This window comes from Cellulophaga sp. RHA19 (assembly GCF_002813425.1).
In the GTDB taxonomy this organism is placed as follows: Bacteria; Bacteroidota; Bacteroidia; order Flavobacteriales; family Flavobacteriaceae; genus Cellulophaga.
Map to the genome: position 1 here is coordinate 3,312,852 of NZ_PHUL01000001.1, position 24,212 is coordinate 3,337,063.

At 33.1% G+C, this 24,212-nt stretch carries 15 protein-coding genes; 10 read left to right on the forward strand and 5 right to left on the reverse strand.

Going from position 1 to position 24,212, the window contains the following annotated elements; genetic code table 11:
* Window positions 1-75 precede the first annotated feature (75 nt).
* Window positions 76-510, reverse strand: coding sequence for a hypothetical protein (locus tag AX016_RS14580; RefSeq protein ID WP_100896310.1), 435 nt, complete (start codon window positions 508-510; stop codon window positions 76-78).
* Between the two features lie 731 nt (window positions 511-1,241).
* Here AX016_RS14580 and purL point away from each other — a divergent pair.
* Both purL and AX016_RS14590 read left to right on the forward strand, forming a co-directional pair.
* Window positions 1,242-4,901, forward strand: coding sequence for a phosphoribosylformylglycinamidine synthase (purL, locus tag AX016_RS14585; RefSeq protein WP_100896311.1), 3,660 nt, complete (start codon window positions 1,242-1,244; stop codon window positions 4,899-4,901).
* A 107-nt stretch (window positions 4,902-5,008) separates the two neighbouring features.
* Window positions 5,009-5,491, forward strand: a complete 483-nt coding sequence (locus tag AX016_RS14590) for a CIA30 family protein (RefSeq protein ID WP_100896312.1) — start codon at window positions 5,009-5,011, stop codon at window positions 5,489-5,491.
* Window positions 5,492-5,495: 4 nt separating this feature from the next.
* Here the strand turns inward: AX016_RS14590 and AX016_RS14595 are convergent, their stop codons facing one another.
* Together AX016_RS14595 and AX016_RS14600 are read right to left on the reverse strand one after the other, a co-directional pair.
* On the reverse strand, window positions 5,496-5,948 hold the full coding sequence (locus tag AX016_RS14595) for a hypothetical protein (RefSeq protein ID WP_100896313.1): 453 nt from the start codon (window positions 5,946-5,948) through the stop codon (window positions 5,496-5,498).
* Window positions 5,948-6,502: a hypothetical protein gene (locus tag AX016_RS14600; protein ID WP_100896314.1), complete on the reverse strand. Its 555-nt coding sequence runs from the start codon at window positions 6,500-6,502 to the stop codon at window positions 5,948-5,950. The genes AX016_RS14595 and AX016_RS14600 overlap by 1 nt, the downstream gene beginning before the upstream one ends.
* Window positions 6,503-6,646: 144 nt before the next feature.
* On the opposite strand from AX016_RS14600, the gene AX016_RS14605 reads away from it, so the two are divergent.
* Complete coding sequence (locus AX016_RS14605) at window positions 6,647-7,300, forward strand: DinB family protein (RefSeq protein ID WP_100896315.1); 654 nt, start codon at window positions 6,647-6,649, stop codon at window positions 7,298-7,300.
* Between the two features lie 92 nt (window positions 7,301-7,392).
* Here the strand turns inward: AX016_RS14605 and AX016_RS14610 are convergent, their stop codons facing one another.
* Window positions 7,393-9,984: a DUF6923 family protein gene (locus tag AX016_RS14610; RefSeq protein WP_100896316.1), complete on the reverse strand. Its 2,592-nt coding sequence runs from the start codon at window positions 9,982-9,984 to the stop codon at window positions 7,393-7,395.
* Between the two features lie 441 nt (window positions 9,985-10,425).
* On the opposite strand from AX016_RS14610, the gene AX016_RS14615 reads away from it, so the two are divergent.
* The 6 genes from AX016_RS14615 (at window position 10,426) to AX016_RS14640 (ending at window position 20,025) form a co-directional block, all read left to right on the forward strand.
* Window positions 10,426-12,195: an AMP-dependent synthetase/ligase gene (locus tag AX016_RS14615; protein ID WP_100896317.1), complete on the forward strand. Its 1,770-nt coding sequence runs from the start codon at window positions 10,426-10,428 to the stop codon at window positions 12,193-12,195.
* Window positions 12,196-12,363: 168 nt separating this feature from the next.
* Window positions 12,364-12,798: a MarR family winged helix-turn-helix transcriptional regulator gene (locus tag AX016_RS14620; RefSeq protein WP_100896318.1), complete on the forward strand. Its 435-nt coding sequence runs from the start codon at window positions 12,364-12,366 to the stop codon at window positions 12,796-12,798.
* A 28-nt stretch (window positions 12,799-12,826) separates the two neighbouring features.
* A complete protein-coding gene (locus AX016_RS14625; RefSeq protein WP_100896319.1) occupies window positions 12,827-15,232 on the forward strand; it encodes a 3-hydroxyacyl-CoA dehydrogenase/enoyl-CoA hydratase family protein in 2,406 nt (801 codons plus the stop codon).
* 74 nt (window positions 15,233-15,306) lie between these two features.
* The gene (locus AX016_RS14630) at window positions 15,307-16,497 is read left to right on the forward strand and encodes an acetyl-CoA C-acyltransferase (RefSeq protein ID WP_100896320.1); all 1,191 of its coding nucleotides are present in this window, start codon (window positions 15,307-15,309) and stop codon (window positions 16,495-16,497) included.
* 126 nt (window positions 16,498-16,623) lie between these two features.
* On the forward strand, window positions 16,624-18,432 hold the full coding sequence (locus AX016_RS14635; protein WP_100896321.1) for an acyl-CoA dehydrogenase family protein: 1,809 nt from the start codon (window positions 16,624-16,626) through the stop codon (window positions 18,430-18,432).
* A gap of 177 nt (window positions 18,433-18,609) precedes the next feature.
* Window positions 18,610-20,025, forward strand: a complete 1,416-nt coding sequence (locus AX016_RS14640) for a pyridoxal phosphate-dependent decarboxylase family protein (RefSeq protein ID WP_100896322.1) — start codon at window positions 18,610-18,612, stop codon at window positions 20,023-20,025.
* A 61-nt stretch (window positions 20,026-20,086) separates the two neighbouring features.
* On the opposite strand, the gene AX016_RS14645 is transcribed toward AX016_RS14640, so the two are convergent.
* Window positions 20,087-21,889 carry a glycoside hydrolase family 15 protein gene (locus tag AX016_RS14645; RefSeq protein WP_100896323.1) on the reverse strand — a complete coding sequence of 601 codons (1,803 nt, stop codon included), beginning with the start codon at window positions 21,887-21,889 and terminating at the stop codon, window positions 20,087-20,089.
* Between the two features lie 102 nt (window positions 21,890-21,991).
* Between AX016_RS14645 and AX016_RS14650 the strand changes: the two genes are divergently transcribed.
* The gene (locus AX016_RS14650; RefSeq protein WP_100896324.1) at window positions 21,992-24,199 is read left to right on the forward strand and encodes a bifunctional alpha,alpha-trehalose-phosphate synthase (UDP-forming)/trehalose-phosphatase; all 2,208 of its coding nucleotides are present in this window, start codon (window positions 21,992-21,994) and stop codon (window positions 24,197-24,199) included.
* Window positions 24,200-24,212: the final 13 nt, after the last annotated feature.

The following is a 24,212-nucleotide window of genomic DNA, read 5'->3' on the forward strand; positions in this document are numbered from 1 at the left end:
AATATATATAAATTAAAAAAGTCGGCTCTAACCAGCCGACTTTTTTGTTCCCAAATACAAATTATAAATTATCAATTATAATCCAATTCTAACGCTAGGTACCCTAATACCAACATTAGTTCTTACAACAGTTGAGCGTCTTGGTGCTCTTCTGTAATTATTGTAGCTATAGTAATACGTTGTGTGACTATGGTAATAATCACTATGGTGACAATGAGAATTACAGTGCTCAGCGTGTTCTGCATATGCATCTCTTTTTCCTCTCATATACGCTCTATAGGCTTTTTTATCTCTTTTCCTTAAATTCTTCTCATAAGCTTTTTGATCTTCCCAAAACTCTTCTTCATCTTCTAAAGCTACTTCTGTAGATTGTTCATAGGCAGCATCTTGTTTTGCTCTTTGCTCGTAATAAGACAACTTTTCCTTTTCTGTAGGTTCTTTTTCTTGCGCTACTGCAGTAAATGATACAGTTACTAAAATTGCCGTAAGTAAAAAATGTACTTTCTTCATAAAACTTGGTTTTTAATTTAAGCTATTACAACACTTAATAGCATTGTAATACACTACTATAACAATTACAAAAAAGAAAACCCTACCAAAAATTTTAAATTATTTTTAAATCAATAAAATTCACTACAACAAAAGCACCTTAGCTAACAACAATTATATAGCAATTGACAACATAAAGTTTAGTAAACTACATCTCCTTTATATATTCGTAGTATAATTAGTCAGAATAAAATTTTTCATTTTCATATAGTGTTCTCGTAAAAAGAGTCTTGTTTTTGCCAACAAGACTCTTTTTCTTTTTAAACCTTTTTTATTTTAGTAGTAACAAGATAAGCGTGCGACACATATATACAGCTCATCAAAGAACAATCTACATTCATTTTTTTAATAGATAAATAAGCAAAACAACAAAAGCTCCTTGGCTAACAACAACTATAGTGTTATTTACAACATAAAGTTTAGTAAACTACATCTCCATTATATATTTGTAGTATAATTAGTCAGAATAAAATTTTTCATTTTCATATAGTGTTCTCGTAAAAAGAGTCTTGTTTTTGCCAACAAGACTCTTTTTCTTTTTAAGTAGATTTTATATTTATATGAATAAAATAAAAATTAAACATAGAAGAAATTAACAATCTCCACCAAAAACTGTTAACTATTCTTCTAAAAATTTACACTTAAAAAGTGTAAATTTGTGACTTGTTAAACAAAACAACACAAGAGCTACAATGATTCACTTTTTCGGAGACCAGACCAGCAAAATTTTTGCTGTAGAAACCAAAAATAATCTTACACAAGAAGATATTTCTAAATTAACATGGCTTTTTGGCAACAATACTAAAATAAATGCGGCGTCTCTTGACGCCTTTTTTGTTGGCCCAAGAGCAGCAATGATTACTCCTTGGAGTACCAATGCTACTGAAATTACTCAGAATATGGGTATTGAAGGCATTTTAAGAATTGAAGAATTTTTTGCTTCTACTGCAGATGTAAAAGATTTTGACCCTATGATATCTCAAAAATATACTGCTTTAACTCAAGATATTTTTACAATAGCTATTACTCCAGAAGAAGTTTTACCTATTGAAGATATTGCTGCTTATAACCAACAGGAAGGTTTAGCTTTAAGTGATGAGGAAGTTGAGTATTTAGAAAGTGTAGCTACAAAAATTGGCAGAAAACTAACAGATTCTGAAGTTTTTGGTTTTAGCCAAGTAAACTCAGAACACTGTAGACACAAAATATTTAATGGTACGTTTGTAATAGATGGACAAGAAAAACCATCTTCTTTATTTAAATTGATAAAGAAAACATCTAAAGAAAATCCAGGTACCATTGTATCTGCTTATAAAGACAATGTTGCTTTTATAAAAGGCCCAACTGTAACTCAGTTTGCACCAAAGACAGCAGATAAGCCAGATTTTTATACAGAAGAAGAATTTAACTCTGTTATATCATTAAAAGCAGAAACACATAATTTCCCTACAACTGTAGAGCCTTTTAATGGTGCTGCAACTGGTTCTGGAGGAGAAATTAGAGACAGGTTAGCTGGTGGTAAAGGTTCTTTACCTTTAGCAGGTACTGCGGTTTATATGACATCTTACTCTAGGTTAGAAGAAAACAGACCTTGGGAAAAAGCAATGGAAGAACGTCCTTGGTTATACCAAACACCAATGGATATTTTAATAAAAGCATCTAACGGGGCGTCTGACTTTGGAAACAAATTTGGGCAACCTTTAATTACTGGTTCTGTTTTAACTTTTGAGCATCAAGAAGATGCTCGTAAACTTGGGTTTGATAAAGTTATTATGCAAGCTGGTGGTATTGGTTACGGTAAAGATAACCAAGCTTTAAAAGACGAACCTAAAGAAGGCAATAAAATTGTTATTCTTGGTGGAGACAACTACCGTATAGGTATGGGTGGTGCAGCTGTTTCTAGTGCAGATACGGGTGAGTTTGCTTCTGGTATTGAATTAAATGCCGTGCAACGTTCTAACCCAGAAATGCAAAAAAGAGCAGCAAATGCTATTCGTGGTTTAGTAGAAAGCAATGAAAACCCAATTGTTTCTATTCATGATCATGGTGCAGGCGGACACTTAAACTGCTTGTCTGAACTTGTTGAAGATACAGGCGGACATATAGATTTAGACAAATTACCAGTTGGTGACCCAACACTTTCTGCTAAAGAAATTATTGGTAATGAGTCTCAAGAACGTATGGGACTTGTTATAGGTAAAGATGATATGGGCTTGCTAGAGCGTATTGCAGAGCGTGAGCGTTCTCCAATGTACGAAGTTGGTGAGGTTACAAACAACCATAGATTTACATTTGAGTCTAAAACTACAGGGGAAAAACCTATGGATTTAGCTTTAGAAGATATGTTTGGGAGTTCTCCTAAAACAATAATGACAGATAAAACCGTTACTCGTAATTACCAAGATGCTAGTTATTCATTAGAGTTTTTTCACGATTATTTAGAGCAAGTTTTACAATTAGAAGCCGTTGGCTCTAAAGACTGGTTAACTAACAAAGTAGACCGTTGTGTTGGTGGCCGTGTTGCCAAACAACAATGCGCAGGCCCATTGCAATTACCACTTAACAATTGTGGTGTTATGGCGCTAGATTTTAAAGGTAAAGAAGGTATTGCAACTTCTATTGGGCACTCACCTATTTCAGGATTAATAGACCCAGCTGCAGGTAGTAAAAATAGTATTACAGAAGCTTTAACTAATATTGTTTGGGCTCCTTTAAAAGATGGTTTACAATCTGTTTCTTTATCTGCTAACTGGATGTGGCCTTGTAAAAACGAAGGTGAAGATGCGCGTTTATACGAAGCTGTAGAAGCGGTATCTGCGTTTAGTATTGCTTTAGGCGTTAACGTACCAACTGGTAAAGATTCGCTTTCTATGAAGCAGAAATACAAAAATGAAGAAGTTATAGCTCCTGGAACCGTAATTATTTCTGCTGCTGCAAACTGCAACAATATTAACCAAGTAGTAGAGCCTGTTTTACAAAAAAACAACAATGCTATCTACTACATAAACCTATCTAAAGACAACTTTAAATTAGGTGGTTCTTCTTTTGCACAAACTCAAAACAAAATAGGAAACAATGCACCAAATGTTACAGATGCTGCTTATGTAAAAACAGTGTTTAACACATTACAAGACGCAATAAAAGCTGATAAAATTAACGCCGGACACGATGTTGCCTCTGGTGGTTTAATTACAACTTTACTAGAAATGTGTTTTGCTGATGTTAATTTGGGTGCCAACTTAGACTTATCTGCGTTAGGAGAAGAAGATACCATTAAATTATTATTTGCTGAAAATGCTGGTGTTGTTTTTCAGGCAGATGAAAGTGTAGAAACTTTATTTGCTAACGCTGGTGTAACTGCTACTAAAATTGGTTCTGTGGTTGAAGAAGCTACATTAACAATAAAAAATAACGGTATGGAAATGGGACTAAACGTAACTTCATTAAGAGATACGTGGTCTAAAACATCATACTTATTAGACAACAAACAAACAGCAAATAATTTAGCTAAAGACAGGTTTGACAATTATAAAAATCAGCCTTTACAATACACTTTCCCTGCTAACTTTACTGGTAAGTTACCAACAGTAAACGGAGAAAGACCAAAAGCTGCAATTTTACGTGAAAAAGGAAGTAACTCTGAACGTGAAATGGCAAATGCAATGTATTTAGCTGGTTTTGATGTAAAAGATGTGCATATGACCGATTTAATATCGGGACGTGAAAACCTAGAAGACATTCAGTTTTTAGGAGCCGTTGGTGGTTTCTCTAACTCAGATGTACTAGGCAGTGCAAAAGGTTGGGCTGGTGCCATTAAATACAACGAAAAAGCCAACAAAGTAATAAACAACTTCTTTAAAAGAGAAGATACATTGTCTATTGGTATTTGTAACGGTTGCCAGTTATTTATGGAGTTAGAGCTTATTAACCCTGAGCATGAGCAACACGGAAAAATGACATATAACGATTCTCATAAACACGAGAGCAACTTTACATCTGTTAAAATTGAAGAAAACAACTCTGTAATGCTATCTACTTTAGCGGGCACTACACTAGGAGTTTGGATTAGTCACGGTGAAGGTAAATTTAGCTTACCACAAAACAAAGAGGACTACAATATTGTTTCTACTTATGGTTATGAAGGTTATCCTGCAAATCCAAACGGTAGTGATTTTAATACTGCTATGTTGTGCGATAAAACAGGAAGACACTTGGTTACAATGCCACACATAGAGCGTTCTACATTCCAATGGAACTGGGCAAATTACCCAACAGACCGTATGGATGAAGTTACACCTTGGCTAGAAGCATTTACAAATGCTAGGGAGTGGATTTTAAAACAAAAAGGATAATATTTCTTTTTAAATTATAAAGTGTAATCCCGTTTCTTAGTTGAAACGGGATTTTTTACATCCAATAAAAACAGACTATCTTCACGCAATAAAACTCTTTAAATCATATGAAAACTATTATCGATTTTACTTCCTTAACAGACTCTAAAGAATGGCATACGATTACAGATGTTGTTATGGGTGGTGTATCTAAAAGTAATTTTGAAGTTTTAACTGATCATATTGGTGTTTTTAGTGGTCACGTATCGCTAGATAATAATGGTGGCTTTGCTATGGTTAAACATAAAACAACGTTACACTGTAAAAATTACACCACTATTTGTATTACATTAAAAGGTGACGGCAAGGCATATCAATTTAGAATAAAAGAAAACACAGAAACTAAACATTGGTTTATTGCTCCTTTTACTACTAATGGAGAATGGCAGACTATAGATATTAAATTAAATAGTATGTATGCAATGTATAGAGGAAATGAGGTTAACATTCCTAACTTTAATGGTGATAGTATACATGAGATTGCCTTTTTAATAGGTAATAAAAAAGCAGAGGATTTTAAATTAGAACTTAAAAATATTACGCTAAAATAAGAGCCTACTTCTTAAAATTTTGCTTACTTATAAGTCTTTTTAACTGTAAAAAGCCATTGGTTATATTTCCTTTATTTACAACAATAGGTATCGCTAAAGTTACCAAAAGAGCAATACACGCTGCAGAACCTAATCCGCCTCCAAAACCTGTAAAGTAAGTACTTGTATTTAAATAAAGCACCGTAAAAATTACTCCAGAAATACTTATTACCCAATAACTCTTTGTAACACTAGAAGACACCATACCTATAAACGATGCTCCAAAACAAACTAAAGGCAAATGATGAGAAAAATAACTTGGCAACAAATTAGGAAATAGAAATACAAATCCGCCAGACAAAACTCCCACTAATGCAGATGCCCTAACAGCGCTTTGCTTATACTTAAACTGCAATAAAAAAGTTACAATAGCAGATAAACTTCCAATAAGTAGCAATACAAAGTGTTCTGTTCTCATTATGATAGTAAAAAGGTTATAAAAAAGGCCAATACTACACCTCCAAAAGCTAGCGTACCAAGCTTGCCTCCCACTCCATTAAAACTGCCTTTAGACCCCACCAATAATACTCCTGTAAACAAACTAGCCAAGGAGATAAACACATAATCTGGTGCTATGCTAGCATTTGTCATACCCACAAAAGCACCGCAATACACAGCGGTAGGTATTGTATTAACAAGCGTATTATTTTTAATTAAATTAGGCAAAAAACTAATAACTAAACCCACAACAGATGCTGCCAAAACTGCTGTAAAACCAAAAGAAGTATGTAATAAGTATGTGATTATTGCCCCAAAAAATACAAATGAAATAGTTAAAATATGCTCCAACGTGTGATTTTTAGCACTTAGAGGTGTTTTTTTATAGGTAACAAATAATAAAATTAAAGCTATAATTAAAAAGCCCGTAATTAAATAATTGTTCTGTTTTTCAAACAAAATAGCTGTCAAAAAACCTAGATAACATAGAATTATAAGAATAAAAGTAAGCTGTTTTGCACGCTTCTTAATCATACTAACAAATTTACAAGTTGCAAAAATAAGGAATATAACAACTTTAAAATCAATTAAACCGTAAGAAATAAGAGCAAAAAAAAGATGTATTTCTGTTAAGGTGATTTTTGTAACTTACCTCATAAATCATCAATCTAAAAAAAAATGGAAAAAAAAGAACAAAACAGCAGTAGAAGATCTTTTATTAAAAATGCATCTTTGCTTACAATGGGAACAAGTAGTTTATTAGCTTTTCCGCTAGGCAAACCTACAACTACTATTTACACACAAGATACAGATATAAATATTATTGGTCCTAAAGAAGGTTACAGTTCGCAAATAGGAACCTTGGTTTCGATGATGACATGGATGCGAATGGTTATACTTGCTCCAGTGCGTAATATGAGTATTTCTGATTTAGATTATTTAGTAGATGACAATGCTAACTCTATTGGAGCAATGCTCATGCATTTAGCTGCAACAGAACGCTTTTACCAAATACATACTTTTAATGACAAAGCTTGGGGAGATTGGCCTAAAGAGGATACTAAAAGATGGAGTATTGCTTCTGGATTGGGAGATAAAGCTCGTAAAAAAATAAAAGGTAATGAATTAAGTTATTATTTAGATGCTTTAGACGAAGTAAGACAAAATACACTAAAAGAATTTGCTAATAGAGATGACAAATGGTTATTAAAAGTTGACGAAAAATTTCCTTGGGCTCCAACAAATAACTACTGTAAATGGTTTCACGTATGTGAGCACGAGTCTAACCACAATGGGCAATTTAAATTTATAAAAAGTAGAATACTAGCATAGAAAAACAAAAAAGGCAGGATTATAAAAATCCTGCTCTTTTTTTTGAATGGTTGTGTTTATGTAATGGTTAGTGTTTACATTAATGGTTGTATTTATTTTTTTATCATTTTACCACTCCAAATAGCATTGTTAGAGCTAATTAACTTGTAAAGGTAAATTCCTGTTGCCAAACTAGACACGTTAACATCTATGCTATTTTGTCCTTGTTTTGCACTCCCAACTATAGTGTACGCAGGCATTAATGTTCCTGATACAGTATAAATTTCTAGTGTGTAAGTACTTGGTAACTCTTCAAAAAAGTATAGTGTTGTATTATTCTGTACAGGATTAGGTAATAATACAGATTTAGTCCTATTTTTTTCTAAATAAGCATTACGCTCTTCTGTGTTATTAAAATCAATATCAGACAATTGCAATTCTTTTTCCTGTAAAGAGCCATCACCAGACTTTAAGTTAAATAACAATACTTTTAATGAATTAAAATCTGTATCGCCACCAAATTCATTTTTAAAGTCATTGTCTTCTAGTACAAAACGTTGTTCCTCATTAGTTAATTCCACTGTTGTTACATACGGTTCTCCTGATGCTTTTAATAGTTTTACTTCTAATGTACCAGTGCCAGAAGCTGTAAAAGACAACTGCTTATATTCTGATAAATCTACTGCTAAAAACCTTGGATTAAACGCTCTGTAAGTACCAATATATTCTTGTGTTGTTCCTTTTAAATGTACATTACGCTCTATTCTATACCCATCTCCTAAATAAGGCGAACTGTTTTGTTCCACTTCATACATTGTTACATCTGTAGTAGCTGTAGAACTATCTACTCCCCAAGGTGCATCTGCAACAAATAAATCATCCGGAGTATCTCCTTTTTCATTTTTAAGCCTAAAACCTAAATCAAACAAAGCACCAGTTTCTACAACTACTGTGTCTATATACCTATCTAAAGAAGCCTGTAATGTAACCATATCAGTTTCACTAGTTTCTGTTCTTTTTAAACCACCCTCCAAAGTCATTTTTTTAGATACGTTTGTGTTTACAACTGTCATTTCTACAGTACCGTTTGTATATTTTGCAGATCTTACAAATACAGGTGGTGGTGTAGAACCCTTATAACCTTCTATTGCAGCATTGGCTTCAAGCAGAGATAAAATTTCTTCTGCCATAACAACCAAATCATCTACAGAATTAGACCATATTTGAAAATTGTAAAACATATTATCTTTTTCATATGCATCAATATTCCAGTGAGACTCTACTGTAAAACTATTATTTGGATTAACTCTTGCAGAAAAAGACAAAGCAAACTCCTTGCTACCATCTGCTTGTTTAATTATAGATTTTATAAAATTATTATCTCTTATATTTAAATTAGATACAGAAAGTAATTCTGCTCCTAAAAAACGATCGCATATAAATTTACTGTGTTCATAAACAGTATTATCTGTTTTTATAACCATTAGAGCACCAATGGTTTGCTCTCCTTTTAAATAATCTACAGAAAAAATATCACTTGCATTAGTTAATGCTAACAAATCTGCAGGAGAAGATTCTATTGTACTAGTTTCTCCTAAAACATTTAATGGTACAAGAGCAGATAACGGTATATTATCACTAGAATATTTTCCGCTTAATTTGTATCCTTTATCTTTTATAACCTGCTTGGCTGTAGTTTTATCAAAAATATAATTGTTTTTTACTCTATTGTAATTTCTGTTTGTAATAAGGTTTGCAAGTCTATCATTACTCTCTAAACCTCCATCATTACCTCCAGATGTTGTTGTAATTGCAGGACATAAACTAATTCCTGAACAAGAAGGATCATCACAATCTACAAGTCCGTCTCCGTCATCATCTATACCATTAATACAATCTTCTTGTGGTACTGGAGCTGTAGGACAACGTGCTCCGTCATTAGAAGAACTTGCTGGTCCAAAGGCAAAAATATTAGATATCATAAGGTTAGAACTTATGTTTTGCACCTCATTAATTTTGTAAACAGATCCTGTTTGGTTTGCAGATATATAAAGATTACCATCTACATCAAAATAAACAGCTCCATAGGTGTAATTAAAACCCGATAAGATTGGTACTTCACCCAAATCTTCTACGGCACCTGTTTCTGCTGTAATTCTATATAACCTATTTGTACCTTTACTAACCGCATATAATTTACCGTCTACAGAATTAAAAGCCCAATCATGAATACTAATACTAGTATCCAAAGTATAAGATCCAATGTACCCTAAGTAATTATTAGATTCAGGATTTAAATCTATTGCGTAATATGTAGAACCTCCTGCCCTTAAATAATAAATTCCATCTAAGTTAATGTCTCCAACATACTTATTTCCATTATTTGGTAATTCAGGAATAGTGTGCACTGTAGGCGTAAAGTCTTTACCTATTTGCACAATAGAAATTTGCGGAGAAGACAAATACCCCCAAATGTAACCATCTGCAGAGTTGTATGCTGCAGCATTAATGTTTCCTGGTACAACATCGGCTGCTACTAGGTATGAACTTCCAGATGCTAAATCTAGAGCATAAATATCATTTGTTTGAAAGAGGTACGCATTATAATCGCACTCAAAAGGCTCTGACTGTGCAGTTGTACTTAAAGCACAGAATACCACACTAAGTAGCAGCAAGTAGGTTTTTAAAGGTAAAATTTTAGTCATAATTAATGATTTGGGGCGTTAATTAATTACAGCAAAAATGCCTCTTTACTTCTTATTTTAGTAGTAGCACAAGATTAAAGGCTTATTTAGTGCGATAAAATGCTGTTTAGTGTAGACAAACGGTTAATTCGCAATAAAAGAGGCAAATAGACTCTTTTGTAAATAAAAATATAACAATTTATTATACTTCCAATACGAGTAAATAGTTTAATTTAGGGTATAGATTATTAAAATATTAAACCGTTTAACTGCTCTACAAGTATAAAAACAAAACAAATGTTCATATTTTTTTAAATTTTAACAAAAACTTAACTTGTTATATTATAGCTGATTAATAATACTAACTAAGAAAATAATAGAAATTATGCTATTTTTTTACGAATCTAATTTTAAAATAAGCATTCCTTTTCTTAATTTGCAACACTGATACAATCAATTCTTATGCAAGAAGTAACTAGATTATTTGACTTTCCTTATTATCAATTAAAAGAGTACAACCTACAAAAGTCATTAGCAACTAAGCACAATGACAAGTGGGAATATATGTCTACCCAAGAGTACTTAGACAAAGCAAATACAATGAGTAGAGCCCTATTAAGATTAGGTGTTTCTAAAAACGATAAAATTGCCGTGATATCTTCTACCAATAGAATGGAGTGGAATATTATGGATATTGGTATTCTTCAATTGGGTGCGCAAAATGTACCTGTATACCCTACTATTTCAGAAGAAGATTATGCATATGTATTAAATCATTCTGAAGCAAAATATTGCTTTATTTCTTGTAAAGATGTTTTTGACAAAGTAAATCAAATAAAAGACCAAGTACCGTCTTTAATAGAAGTTTACTCTTTTGATGAATTAGATAATTGTAAAAACTGGTCTGAAATTTTAGATCTTGGTAAAGACAAATCTAACCAAGATGAAGTAGAAAAATTAAAAGACTCTGTTAAGCCAACAGATTTGGCAACACTTATATACACTTCTGGTACAACCGGAAGACCTAAAGGTGTTATGTTATCACACGATAACCTAGTAAGCAACGCGTTAGAAAGTTTTAAAAGAATACCAATAGCATTAGGAACATCAAAAGCCTTAAGCTTTTTACCATTGTGCCACGTATATGAGCGCATGCTTATTTACTTATATCAGTACTGTGGTGCAGCTATACACTATGCTCCCATAGACCAAATTAGTGAATATGCACAAGAAGTGCACCCACAAGTAATGACGGCTGTACCAAGATTATTAGAAAAAGTATACGATAAAATTATTGCCAAAGGAACTGCTTTAACTGGTTTTCAAAAAAAAGCATTCTTTTGGGCTGTAGAAGTAGGTTTACAATATGAACCATACCAACAAAATGGCTGGTGGTACGAGAAAAAATTAGGCTTGGCTAGGAAATTAGTTTTTAGCAAGTGGAAAGCTGCCCTTGGTGGCGAAGTTGGCGTTATGGCTTCTGGTAGTGCTGCCTTACAACCAAGACTTGCACGTGTATTTAACGCTGCTGGATTTGGTGTTATGGAAGGATACGGACTAACTGAAACATCGCCAGTAATATCTGTAAACGATATGCGTAATGGCGGATTTAGAATTGGTACCGTGGGTAAACCATTAGACCGCACAGAAGTTAAAATAGCTGAAGACGGAGAAATATGCATTAAAGGTCCACAAGTAATGATGGGCTATTACAAGGATGATGCTAAAACTGCAGAAGTAATTATAGACGGTTATTTTCATACAGGAGACATAGGAGAAATAGATTCAGATGGTTTCTTAAAAATTACAGACCGTAAAAAAGAAATGTTTAAAACATCTGGTGGTAAATATGTAGCTCCACAGTTATTAGAAAACAGATGTAAACAATCTAGGTTTATAGATCAAGTAATGGTAATTGGTGAAGGCGAAAAAATGCCTGCAGCTTTTATTCAGCCAGATTTTGATTTTGTTAAAGAATGGGCTAAACGTTACAATATTACCATTACAAGTAATGAGGACTTGGTTACTAATGAAAAGGTAATAGCTCGTTTTCAGGAAGAGGTAGACGCTGCCAATGAAAACTTTGCTAAATGGGAAAAAATTAAACAATTTAGACTTACTCCAGATGTTTGGAGTATAGAAGGCGGACAAGTTACTCCTACTTTAAAATTACGTAGAAAAATAATAAAAGAGAAATACAAGGCTCTTTACAATGATATTTACGGATATTAATTTTTTTTAGCTGCTAAGACTCTAAAACCTTAGCAGCTAATTAACTACACTTCTACCCACTTTACTTAATTTTAATGTTAAGTATATATTAAGGACACATTTTTTCTTGAATTTATTATGCATGCATAATAAATTTTCACTATATTTGGTAACCTATTCAAATTACAAATGAAAGAGATTACCATAGATTATGCTTTACGAGAAACTTGGCTAGCGGTAGCTAAGATGTATAATGAAGAAGCAAAAAACCATAATAATACAATGGCAATGGCTTTTACTTTATTAAGCATAGACCCAAAAACAGGTACTGCATCTACTGCATTAGGACCAAAAATGGGGATGGAAGCCACCAGCTTATCTAGAATACTTAAAAGTTTAGAAGCAAAAGAGTTTATAGTTCGTAAACCCAACCCTAATGATGGCAGAGGTGTAATTATTCACTTAACAGATATTGGATTACAAAAAAGAACGTTATCTAAAGACACTGTCTTTCAGTTTAACAGTACTGTTAAAGCTAATATATCAGAAGAAAAGCTAAACAATTTTTTTGAGGTTACAGAAACAATCAACTCGCTTATAGCTAAAAAAGAGATTTTTAAATAATATAACTAATAAATAGGTCTAAATAGAAATGAACAAACACATTAAAAAAATAGCCATAATTGGCTCTGGTATTATGGGTAGTGGCATTGCCTGTCACTTTGCAAATATTGGTGTAGAAGTGCTATTGTTAGACATTGTTCCTAGAGAACTAAACGACAAAGAAAAAGCAAAAGGCTTAACACTAGAAGATAAGGTAGTTAGGAATAGATTGGTAAACGATGCTCTAAAAGCTTCTTTAAAATCTAAACCCTCTCCTATTTACAGTCAAAAATTTGCAAACAGAATTACAACAGGTAACTTAGAAGATGATATTTCTAAAGTTGCAGATGTAGACTGGATTATGGAAGTTGTTGTTGAAAGGTTAGATATTAAACAACAAGTTTTTGAAAAATTAGAAAAATACAGAACTCCAGGTACGTTAATTACTTCTAACACTTCTGGTATTCCTATACACTTTATGAGTGAAGGTCGTTCTGAAGATTTTCAGAAAAACTTCTGCGGAACTCACTTTTTTAATCCTGCACGTTACTTAAACTTATTTGAAATTATTCCGGGACCAAAAACTGATGCTGCGGTATTAGAATTTTTAAACGGTTACGGAGAGAAATTTTTAGGTAAAACATCTGTAGTAGTTAAAGATACACCTGCTTTTATAGGTAACCGTATTGGTATTTTTAGTATTCAAAGTTTATTTCACGCAGTTAAAGATTTAGACTTAACTATAGAAGAGGTAGATAAATTATCCGGACCAGTAATTGGTCGTCCTAAGTCTGCAACTTTCCGTACAGTAGATGTTGTTGGTTTAGATACTTTAGTACACGTAGCAAACGGTATTAGAGAAAACTGTCCTAAAGACGAACGTTTAGAGCTTTTTAAACTACCAGACTTCATTAATACAATGATGGAGAACAAATGGTTAGGAAGTAAAACGGGACAAGGTTTTTATAAAAAAACAGTTTCAGCAGAAGGTAAAAAAGAAATTTTATCTCTTGACTTAAACACATTAGAATACAGATCTGCTAAAAAAGCAAAATTTGCAACTTTAGAACTTACCAAAACAGTAGATAAAGTAGTAGACAGATTTAAAATATTAGTAAAAGGAAAAGATAAAGCGGGTGAGTTTTACAGAAAAAGCTTTACTGCCTTATTTGCTTACGTATCTAATCGTATTCCAGAAATCACAGATGAGCTATATAAGATTGATGATGCAATGAAAGCTGGTTTTGGATGGGAACACGGTCCTTTTCAGATTTGGGATGCAATTGGAGTAGAAAAAGGTATTGAATTAATGAAAGCCGAAGGTTTAGAGCCTGCTGCTTGGGTAAATGAAATGGTTGCTTCTGGCAATACATCTTTTTACACAGTTAAAGATGGTGCTTCATTCTTTTATGACATTCCTTCTAAACAACAAGCAAAAATTCCAGGTCAGGATTCATTTATCATTCTAGACAATATTAGAAAAACATCAGAAGTATTTAAAAATTCTGGCGTTGTTGTTGAAGATTTAGGTGATGGTATACTTAATGTTGAGTTCCAATCTAAAATGAACACTATTGGTGGTGATGTTTTAGCAGGATTAAACAAAGCTATTGACCTTGCTGAAAAAGACTTTGCTGGATTAGTAGTAGGTAACCAAGCAGCAAACTTTTCTGTAGGTGCTAACATAGGTATGATATTTATGATGGCTGCTGAACAAGAGTATGATGAGCTAAATATGGCTATTAAATACTTCCAAGATACAATGATGCGTATGCGTTACTCATCTATACCAACTATCTCTGCTCCTCACGGTATGGCATTAGGTGGTGGTTGTGAACTATCATTACACGCAGATAAAGTAGTTGCAGCTGCAGAAACTTATATGGGATTAGTAGAGTTTGGTGTAGGTGTTATACCAGGTGGTGGTGGTTCTAAAGAAATGGCTTTAAGAGCATCTGATCTTTTTAGCAAAGGAGATGTACAGTTAAATGTACTACAAGAGCATTTCTTAACTATTGGTATGGCAAAAGTATCTACTTCTGCTTATGAAGCCTTTGACTCTAACCTTTTACAAAAAGGAAAAGATATAGTTGTTGTTAACAAAGCACGCCAAATAGCAGTTGCAAAGCAGCACGCTAAACTAATGGCAGATATGGGCTATACACAACCAGTACGCAGAACAGATGTAAAAGTACTAGGTAAACAAGCTTTAGGTATGTTCCTAGTAGGTACAGATTCTATGGAAGATAGTAACTACATTAGTGAGCACGATCATAAAATTGCAAATAAATTAGCTTATGTAATGGCTGGTGGAGATTTATCTGAACCAACATTGGTAAGTGAGCAATATTTATTGGATTTAGAGCGAGAAGCTTTCCTAAGTTTATGTACAGAACGTAAAACTCTAGAAAGAATTCAGCATATGTTAACTAAAGGGAAACCTCTTAGAAACTAGAAACAAGAAGTAAGACTTGGAGATTCAAGAAAATTTGTCTTGACTCTTGATTCTATTAATCTTAAAGAAAAAAAATGAAAACAGCATATATAGTAAAAGCATACAGAACCGCAGTTGGTAAAGCACCAAAAGGCGTGTTCCGTTTTAAAAGAACAGATGAATTAGCTGCAGAAACCATTAAACATATGATGACTGAGCTACCTAGTTTAGATCCAAAGCGCATTGATGATGTTATTGTGGGTAACGCAATGCCAGAAGGTGCACAAGGTTTAAATATGGCACGTTTAATCTCTTTAATGGGATTAGATATTGTAGATGTTCCTGGGGTAACTGTAAACCGTTTTTGTTCTTCCGGAATAGAAACAATTGGTATGGCTACTGCAAAAATACAAGCCGGTATGGCAGATTGTATTATTGCTGGTGGTGCAGAAAGTATGAGTAGTGTACCAATGACAGGTTTTAAACCAGAATTAAATTATGACATAGTTAAAGCTGGTCATGAAGATTATTATTGGGGAATGGGTAACACTGCAGAAGCGGTTGCAAAGCAGTTTAAAGTTTCTCGTGAAGACCAAGATGAATTTGCATTTAACTCTCATATGAAGGCGTTAAAAGCACAAGCAGAAGATCGTTTTCAGGATCAAATAGTACCAATAGATGTAGAACAAACTTATGTTGATGCTAATGGTAAAAAAGCGACAAAGAAATATACCGTAACTAAAGATGAAGGTCCACGTAAAGGAACAAGTAAAGAAGCTTTAGCTAAATTACGTGCTGTATTTGCTGCTGGTGGTAGTGTTACTGCAGGTAACTCGTCTCAAATGAGTGATGGTGCTGCTTTTGTAATGGTAATGAGCGAGGATATGGTTAAAGAGTTAAACTTAGAGCCAATTGCACGTTTAGTTAATTATGCAGCTGCAGGTGTAGAGCCTCGTATTATGGGTATTGGCCCAGTTAAAGCCATTCCAAAAGCATTAAAGCAAGCAGGTTTAAAACAAGAAGATTTAGGTTTAATTGAGTTAAACGAGGCATTTGCTTCTCAATCTTTAGCTGTAATTAGAGAATTAGATCTTAATCCAGATATTATAAACGTAAACGGTGGTGCAATTGCATTGGGTCACCCATTAGGTTGTACAGGAGCAAAACTTTCTGTTCAACTTTTTGATGAAATGCGTAAGCGTGATATGAAAGGTAAATATGGAGCCGTTACAATGTGCGTAGGTACAGGACAAGGGGCTTGCGGTATATTTGAGTTTCTTAATTAAGAAATTCAAATAAATTAAATTTCAGAGGAAAATAAACAAATACAAAAATGATTTCAAGTTTCAAATCCAGACTTAAGCTGTCTTGATTCTTGGTTCTAGAAATCTTAAAATCTAATAAAAAAACAAATGGCAGATACAGAAAAAGATATCCTACGCGGAGGTCAATTCTTAGTAAAAGAAACAAATTGCGAAGACGTTTTTACTCCTGAAGATTTTTCAGAAGAACAAACAATGATGAAAGAAGCGGTAGCTGAATTCAACGAACGTGAAATTATAGCGCACAAAGCAAGGTTTGAAGCTAAAGATTATGCATTAACGGAAGAAGTTATGCGTAAAGCTGGAGAATTAGGCTTTTTAGGTGTTGCCGTACCAGAAGCGTACAATGGTTTAGGAATGGGCTTTGTATCTACAGTATTAACGTGTGATTATATCTCTAGTGGTACAGGTTCTTTTAGTACTGCTTTTGGTGCACATACAGGTATAGGTACTATGCCAATTACTCTTTATGGTACAGAGGAACAAAAACAAAAATACGTTCCTAAATTAGCTACTGGCGAGTGGTTTGGCGCTTACTGTTTAACAGAGCCAGGTGCAGGGTCTGATGCTAACTCAGGCAAAACTACTGCTGCACTTTCTGAGGATGGAAAATCGTACAAAATTAACGGACAAAAAATGTGGATATCAAATGCAGGTTTCTGTAGCTTGATGATTGTTTTTGCTCGTATTGAAGATGATAAAAACATTACAGGTTTTATTGTTGAGTATGATCCAGAAAATGCAAACGGAATTACATTAGGTGAAGAAGAGCATAAATTAGGTATTAGAGCTTCATCTACAAGACAAGTTTTCTTTAACGATACTGTTGTTCCTGCAGAAAATATGCTTGCCGGTCGTGGAGAAGGATTTAAAATTGCAATGAACGCATTAAACGTTGGTCGTATTAAATTAGCTGCTGCTTGTTTAGATTCTCAACGTAGAATTGTAACAACAGGTGTACAATATGCTAACGAGCGTAAGCAATTTAAAACTCCTATTTCAGACTTTGGAGCTATTAAAATAAAATTAGCAGAAATGGCAACTAACGCTTACGTTGGTGAGTCTGCAACATACAGAGCTTCTAAAAATATAGAAGACCGTATTGCTATGCGTGAAGCTGCTGGTAACACACACCAAGAGGCAGAACTTAAAGGTGTAGAAGAATATGCTATTGAGTGTTCTATATTAAAAGTTGCAGTATCAGAAGATGTACAGAGTTGTGCAGATGAAGGTATTCAAATTTTTGGAGGTATGGGCTTTTCTGAAGAGACACCTATGGAAGCTGCTTGGAGAGATGCTCGTATTGCTCGTATATACGAAGGTACAAACGAAATTAACCGTATGCTTTCTGTAGGTATGTTGGTTAAAAAAGCAATGAAAGGTCACGTAGATTTATTAGGCCCTGCTAGTGAAGTACAAAGTGAACTAATGGGTATACCATCTTTTGAAACTCCAGATTTTTCTGAGTTGTTTTCAGAAGAAAAAGTAATGATTAAAAAGTTAAAGAAAACTTTTTTAATGGTTGCTGGTGGTGCTGTTCAAAAATTTGGACCGCAATTAGAAGAACACCAACAGTTATTAATTGCTGCTGCTGACATTTTAATTGAAATTTATATGGCAGAATCTGCTATTCTTAGAACTGAGAAAAATGCCAAACGTTTTGGTGAAGATTCTCAGAAAACACAAATAGCAATGTCTAAATTATATTTATACAACGCTGTAGATATTATTGAGAAAAAAGGTAAAGAAAGTATTATTTCTTTTGCTGAAGGTGATGAGCAACGTATGATGTTAATGGGACTTAAACGTTTTACTAAGTACCAAAACTACCCAGACATTGTAGACTTACGTAATGAAATTGCTGAAAAAGTAAAAGCTGAAAACAAATATTGTTTTTAACAGATAAAACCGTACATTTACAAAGATACAACCTACATAGATTTAGCTTGTATACAATGATTGACTAATTCAAATTGAAGCTTATAAAGCAGAGATTTAACAAAACCATCAGTTTTACTGATGGTTTTTTGTTTTTAAAAGGCCTAATTTTACAACTAGTATTTTAAATGCATAAGATTGAAAAAATTAGTTGAAGCATACAGTCCAGAAAACTTTAGAAAAAGGGGGCACGAGTTAATAAATGAACTAGCAGACCATTTTGAAAACACTTTAGAAAATAAGAACAACAAAACCATACATTGGAATCAGCCAAAGGATGAACATCTTTTCTGGAAAGATTATTTAAAAAATAGTGATGAAAAAAACTTATTTGGCACAATAATTAGTCACTCTATACACGTACATAATCCAAAATACATTGGTCACCAAGTAACCCCTACCCTACCAATAACAGCATTAAGCGCACTTGTAAGCGCTTCTTTAAACAATGGTATGGCTGTTTATGAAATGGGAGTTGCTGCCTCTGCTATAGAACGTATAGTTACAGATTATCTATGTAAAAAAGCAGGTTATACACAAGCCGCAAATGGCATATTAACATCTGGTGGTACGCTGGCTAATTTAACCGCATTACTTACAGCACGCAAATCAAAAGCATCTACAAATGTATGGGCACAAGGTAGCACCAACTCATTAGGAATTATGGTTAGTGAAGAAGCGCATTATTGTGTAGACAGAGCAGCTAGAATTATGGGTTTAGGCGATGCTGGAATTATAAAAATACCTTCTACCGAAAATTTTAATATGAATCTGAATTTGCTTGAGCAATATTATCAAAAAGCAAAAGAGAATGATATAGAAGTATTTGCTATTGTAGGTAGTGCACCCTCTACATCTACTGGTATTTATGATAATTTAGATGCCATTGCAAACTTTAGCCAAGAAAAAAACATATGGTTTCATGTTGATGGTGCTCACGGTGGTGCAGCTATATTTTCTAAAACCTACAAACACACTGTAAGGGGTATAGAAAAAGCTGATTCTATTGTTATTGATGGTCATAAAATGATGATGATGCCAGCACTAACCACTGCCCTACTATTTAAGGATGGCAATACATCACACGCTACTTTTAGTCAAAAAGCAGATTATTTATTAGAAGAATCTAAAGAGGAAGACTGGTATAATATTGCAAAACGCACGTTTGAGTGCACTAAAACAATGGCAAGCATACATTGGTATACAATTTTAAAAACTTATGGAGATGAGATTTTTGATGAATATGTTACCACGCTTTATGACTTAGGTCATCAGTTTGCAGAAATGGTTGTTGCAGATCCAAATTTTGAAATTGCAGTACAACCTGCATCAAACATTGTATGCTTTAGATATGTTAACCAAAACTTATCAGAAAAAGAAACAAATACTTTAAATGAAAAAATTCGTCAATCTATATTAGAAAAAGGAGAATTTTACATTGTACAAACAAAACTAAGAGGTATACATTATTTACGTGTTACTATTATGAATCCTTTTACAACCAAGGTACATTTAAAGCAATTACTAGAATGTGTTTTAGAAGAAATTAACTAAAACAAAACCCTTATCTTTTATATAGATAAGGGTTTTGCTTTTATTCAAAAAAACTACAAAATTATTCTCTCATAGATTCTAGTACTTTTTCATCATTCTCCTTAGCAGAAAAATTAAGTGCACATTCTATTAATGCTAAATGAGAGTATGCCTGCGGAAAGTTACCTAAGAGTCTTTTTGTTTTAAAATCTACATCTTCACTAAACAATCCTAAATGGTTGCTATAGCCTAGTAACCTATCAAAATACATACGTGCTTTTTCTTCTTCTCCTATTTTAAATAAGCTATTTATAAACCAAAAAGTACAAATTGTAAACGATGACGATGGCAACCCAAAATCATCTTCATTTTTATATCTATACAACAAACCATCGTTGCATAAGTTGTTCTCTATAGCTTTTACCGTTGCTACAAATTTAGGATGTTTTGCGTGTATAAAACCGTAAGATTCCATTAACAAAACAGATGCGTCTAAATAAGTAGAACCGTAAGACTGGGTAAACGCATTGACTTCATCATTCCAAGCATTATCTAGAATGTCTTTTTTAATTGCCTGCTCTAACCTAGTCCATTTTTCAATTTTGTGCGACTTATTAAAAATTCTAGCAACTTTAATAGCTCTATCTATTGCAACCCAACATAAAACTTTAGAAAAGGTAAAGTGACGATCTTCTGCTCTAAATTCCCAAATTCCCTTGTCTGCCTCTTTCCAGTGTTTATCTACTATCCAAACAATACCTTTTGTTATTCCCCAGAGATCTTCTCCATTTTCTAAGTCTGTAGAAAACTTTACTAGTTGCTCATAAATAACATCCATAAGAATGCCATAAATATCGTTCTGCTTTTGCTTGTATGCAGCATTACCAACGCGTACAGGTTTAGAGCCTTTGTAACCGTCTAAATGCTCTAGTGTCTCTTCTGTAAGTTCTTTTTCGCCATTAATACCGTACATAATTTGCAATTTTTCATCCTTATCTGGTATAAGATTTATTATAAATTGCAAGTATCTTTTGGCTACGTTTTTGTGTCCAAGCTCAGACATTACTTTTATAACCATAGAAGCATCTCTAATCCAACAAAAACGATAATCCCAGTTTCTTACTTCTCCAATAGTTTCTGGTAAAGATGTGGTTGCAGCGGCCAAAACAGCTCCAGTTTTATCGTAAGTTAATAGCTTTAAGGTTATGGAACTCCTGTTTATTTCTTTATTGTATAAATGATACTTAGGAATTTTTCCACTCCAGTTTAACCAATAAACTTTGGTGCGTTGTTGTTCTAAATAAACTTTTTTTACTGATGGCGAAAAAATCTTTTCATTGTACCCAAATAAAAAATAACCATCTTGGGTAAGCTCTATTTCATTACCACTAACTACACGTTCTTTATTAAAAGAAGTGTATAAAAAAACGGTATCAAACTTTTCTCCGTGTGTTAAACTAGTAATAAATTCTTTTTTTATATAAGTTTTTGTTTCGCCAGCTGCATATTCTAACTTAGGATTGTACAATACTTTAAAAGTAGGTTTACCAGACACATACCTTATATAGCGTATAATTTCTGGTGGTGAGTAATACGAACCGTCTTCAGTCTTATATCTTGGCATAAAATCACGTACTTCAAAAATATGATTACCATTAGTATATGTAGTAACTAATATTGCAGTTTGTGTTATATAATTCTGAGTAATTTTATAATCGCTACTTGTTAGGATTTCAAAACTACCACCTTTATTTTCATCTAAAATTTTAGCAAAAACTGAGGAAGAATCAAATGCAGGCAAACAGCTCCATTCAATTGCACCATTCTTAGAGATAAGGGCTGCGCTTCTACAATTTCCTATAATTCCATAGTCTAAATTATCCATATAATAAATTAGGGTTAAACATTTCTAATTAGTAGGTTTTATTACCAATTTTATCGAAATTTATACAAAAATCAATTAAATTCTAGCAAAAAATACCGATTTATGAGTAAAACTATCATTATCTCAAATAGACTACCAGTACAATTAGAAATTCATAATAATGAAATAAAAACAACACCTAGTGTTGGCGGATTGGCAACTGGTATGAAATCTGTACACTCTGGAAGTAATGATTTATGGATAGGATGGAGTGGTTTAACAGATGAAAATATACCAGAAGGTTTAGAAAGTAATATTGATGCTACCTTAAAAGATCACGGTTGTGCTAAAGTTAAATTAAATGCAGAAGAGGTAGATGGATTTTATTTTGGATTTAGTAATAGAACTATTTGGCCTTTATTTCATTATTTTTTAGAGTATTCTGAATTTGAACTTGATAATTGGGAAATATACAAAGCCGTAAATCAAAAATTTGCAGATGAAATTATAGCCAAAGCAGATGATGATGATATTATTTGGGTACACGACTACCAATTAATGCTAGTACCACAAATGGTTAAAGAAAAAAAACCAGATATTTCCATTGGTTTCTTTTTACATATTCCTTTTCCGTCTTACGAAATTTTTAGAACGCTACCTTGGCGTGAAGAAATTTTACGAGGCTTAATGGGGTCAGACCTTATTGGTTTTCATACCTATGATTACGAAAGACATTTTTTAAGTTCTGTTAGACGTTTACTTGGTTTAGACGTTAGCTTTAATGAAGTACATATAGAAAACAGAATTGTAAAAGTAGATTCTTTTCCTATGGGAATAGATTATAAAAAATTTAGTGAAGCTGGTAAAGCAAACTCATTAAACGCTACAGAAAACCAGTCAGATTTTCAACAACGATTAAACGCTCACAAAGCATCTACTAAAGACGCTAAACTAATTTTATCTATAGATAGGTTAGATTACACTAAAGGAATTGCAAAAAGATTAAACGCTTTTGAGTATTTTTTAAACAAGCATCCAGAGTATAAAGAAAAAGTTAGACTAATAATCTTAGCCGTACCATCTAGATCTAACGTGCCACAATACCAACTACTGAAAAAAGAAGTTGATGAATTGGTTGGTAGAATTAACGGAGAATTTTCTACAGTGAACTGGACACCAATATGGTATTTCTACAGGTCTATGCCTTTTGAAAACTTAATAGATTTATATACCTCTTGTGATATTGCTTGGCTTACTCCTATTCGTGATGGTATGAACCTTGTTGCTAAAGAATATATTGCTACTAGAACAGACAAAACAGGGGTTTTAATTTTAAGTGAAATGGCTGGCTCTGCTAATGAAATGAACGAGTCTTTACTAATTAACCCTAATAACTTTGAGCAAACTGTAGAAGCGCTGCAGCAAGCAATTAATATGCCTGTAGAAGAGCAACAAGAACGTAATGATATTTTGCAAAAAAGACTAGAGCGTTATAATGTAGAAAAATGGGCTAACGACTTTGTAAATTCTTTAAAAGAACAAAAAGAAAATAGCATTTCTTATGTATCTAAAAAATTAGGAAAAGAGCTTTTAAATACTGTAGAAAAAAACTACAAACTAGCTAAAAAGAAGTTATTATTTATAGATTATGATGGTACTTTAGCTGCCTTTAAAAACGATCCTCAAAAGGCTAGCCCAGACGAAGAGCTTTACACTTTATTAGATAATATTGCTGCACAACCAAATACAGATATGTACTTAATTAGCGGTAGAGATAAAGAAACTTTTACCAAGTGGTTTTTACATAAAAAATATAATATGATTGTAGAACACGGTGTTTGGATTTCTCAAAACGGAGAAGAATTTAGAATGCTAGAAAATGTAAAGAAAGAATGGATGCAAAAAATTCATCCTGTTTTAGAATCATTTGTAGACCGTACACCTGGTAGTTTTATCGAAGAAAAAAATTATTCTTTAGCTTGGCATTATAGAAAAACAGATCCAGATTTTGGAAACAAAAGAGCAACAGAATTAAACACAGTACTTACCAGTTTAATTGCTAATGATGATTTAAGCGTACTAAATGGTAATAAAGTAATGGAAATTAAAAGTAGTAACGTAAACAAAGGTCGTGCTGCTATGCGTGTTTATAATGATGATACGTATGATTTTGTTTTTGCTATTGGTGATGACTGGACAGATGAATTTATGTTTCAAGAATTACCAGAAAGTGCTATTACCGTAAAAGTAGGTCACCAAAAAACACAAGCAAAATATTATGTAGATGGTACTACAGATGTGCGCAAACTATTAAAACGTTTTATAGATTAATATTTTAGGATTT

Bases quoted from the DNA above. Each gene is read 5' to 3' on its own strand.
- purL (WP_100896311.1), top strand. From the start codon at position 1,242: ATGATTCACTTTTTCGGAGACCAGACCAGCAAAATTTTTGCTGTAGAA.
- AX016_RS14645 (WP_100896323.1), bottom strand. From the start codon at position 21,889: ATGGATAATTTAGACTATGGAATTATAGGAAATTGTAGAAGCGCAGCC.
- AX016_RS14610 (WP_100896316.1), bottom strand. From the start codon at position 9,984: ATGACTAAAATTTTACCTTTAAAAACCTACTTGCTGCTACTTAGTGTG.
- AX016_RS14605 (WP_100896315.1), top strand. From the start codon at position 6,647: ATGGAAAAAAAAGAACAAAACAGCAGTAGAAGATCTTTTATTAAAAAT.
- AX016_RS14630 (WP_100896320.1), top strand. From the start codon at position 15,307: ATGAAAACAGCATATATAGTAAAAGCATACAGAACCGCAGTTGGTAAA.
- AX016_RS14590 (WP_100896312.1), top strand. From the start codon at position 5,009: ATGAAAACTATTATCGATTTTACTTCCTTAACAGACTCTAAAGAATGG.
- AX016_RS14635 (WP_100896321.1), top strand. From the start codon at position 16,624: ATGGCAGATACAGAAAAAGATATCCTACGCGGAGGTCAATTCTTAGTA.
- AX016_RS14580 (WP_100896310.1), bottom strand. From the start codon at position 510: ATGAAGAAAGTACATTTTTTACTTACGGCAATTTTAGTAACTGTATCA.
- AX016_RS14650 (WP_100896324.1), top strand. From the start codon at position 21,992: ATGAGTAAAACTATCATTATCTCAAATAGACTACCAGTACAATTAGAA.
- AX016_RS14615 (WP_100896317.1), top strand. From the start codon at position 10,426: ATGCAAGAAGTAACTAGATTATTTGACTTTCCTTATTATCAATTAAAA.
- AX016_RS14620 (WP_100896318.1), top strand. From the start codon at position 12,364: ATGAAAGAGATTACCATAGATTATGCTTTACGAGAAACTTGGCTAGCG.
- AX016_RS14600 (WP_100896314.1), bottom strand. From the start codon at position 6,502: ATGATTAAGAAGCGTGCAAAACAGCTTACTTTTATTCTTATAATTCTA.
- AX016_RS14595 (WP_100896313.1), bottom strand. From the start codon at position 5,948: ATGAGAACAGAACACTTTGTATTGCTACTTATTGGAAGTTTATCTGCT.
- AX016_RS14625 (WP_100896319.1), top strand. From the start codon at position 12,827: ATGAACAAACACATTAAAAAAATAGCCATAATTGGCTCTGGTATTATG.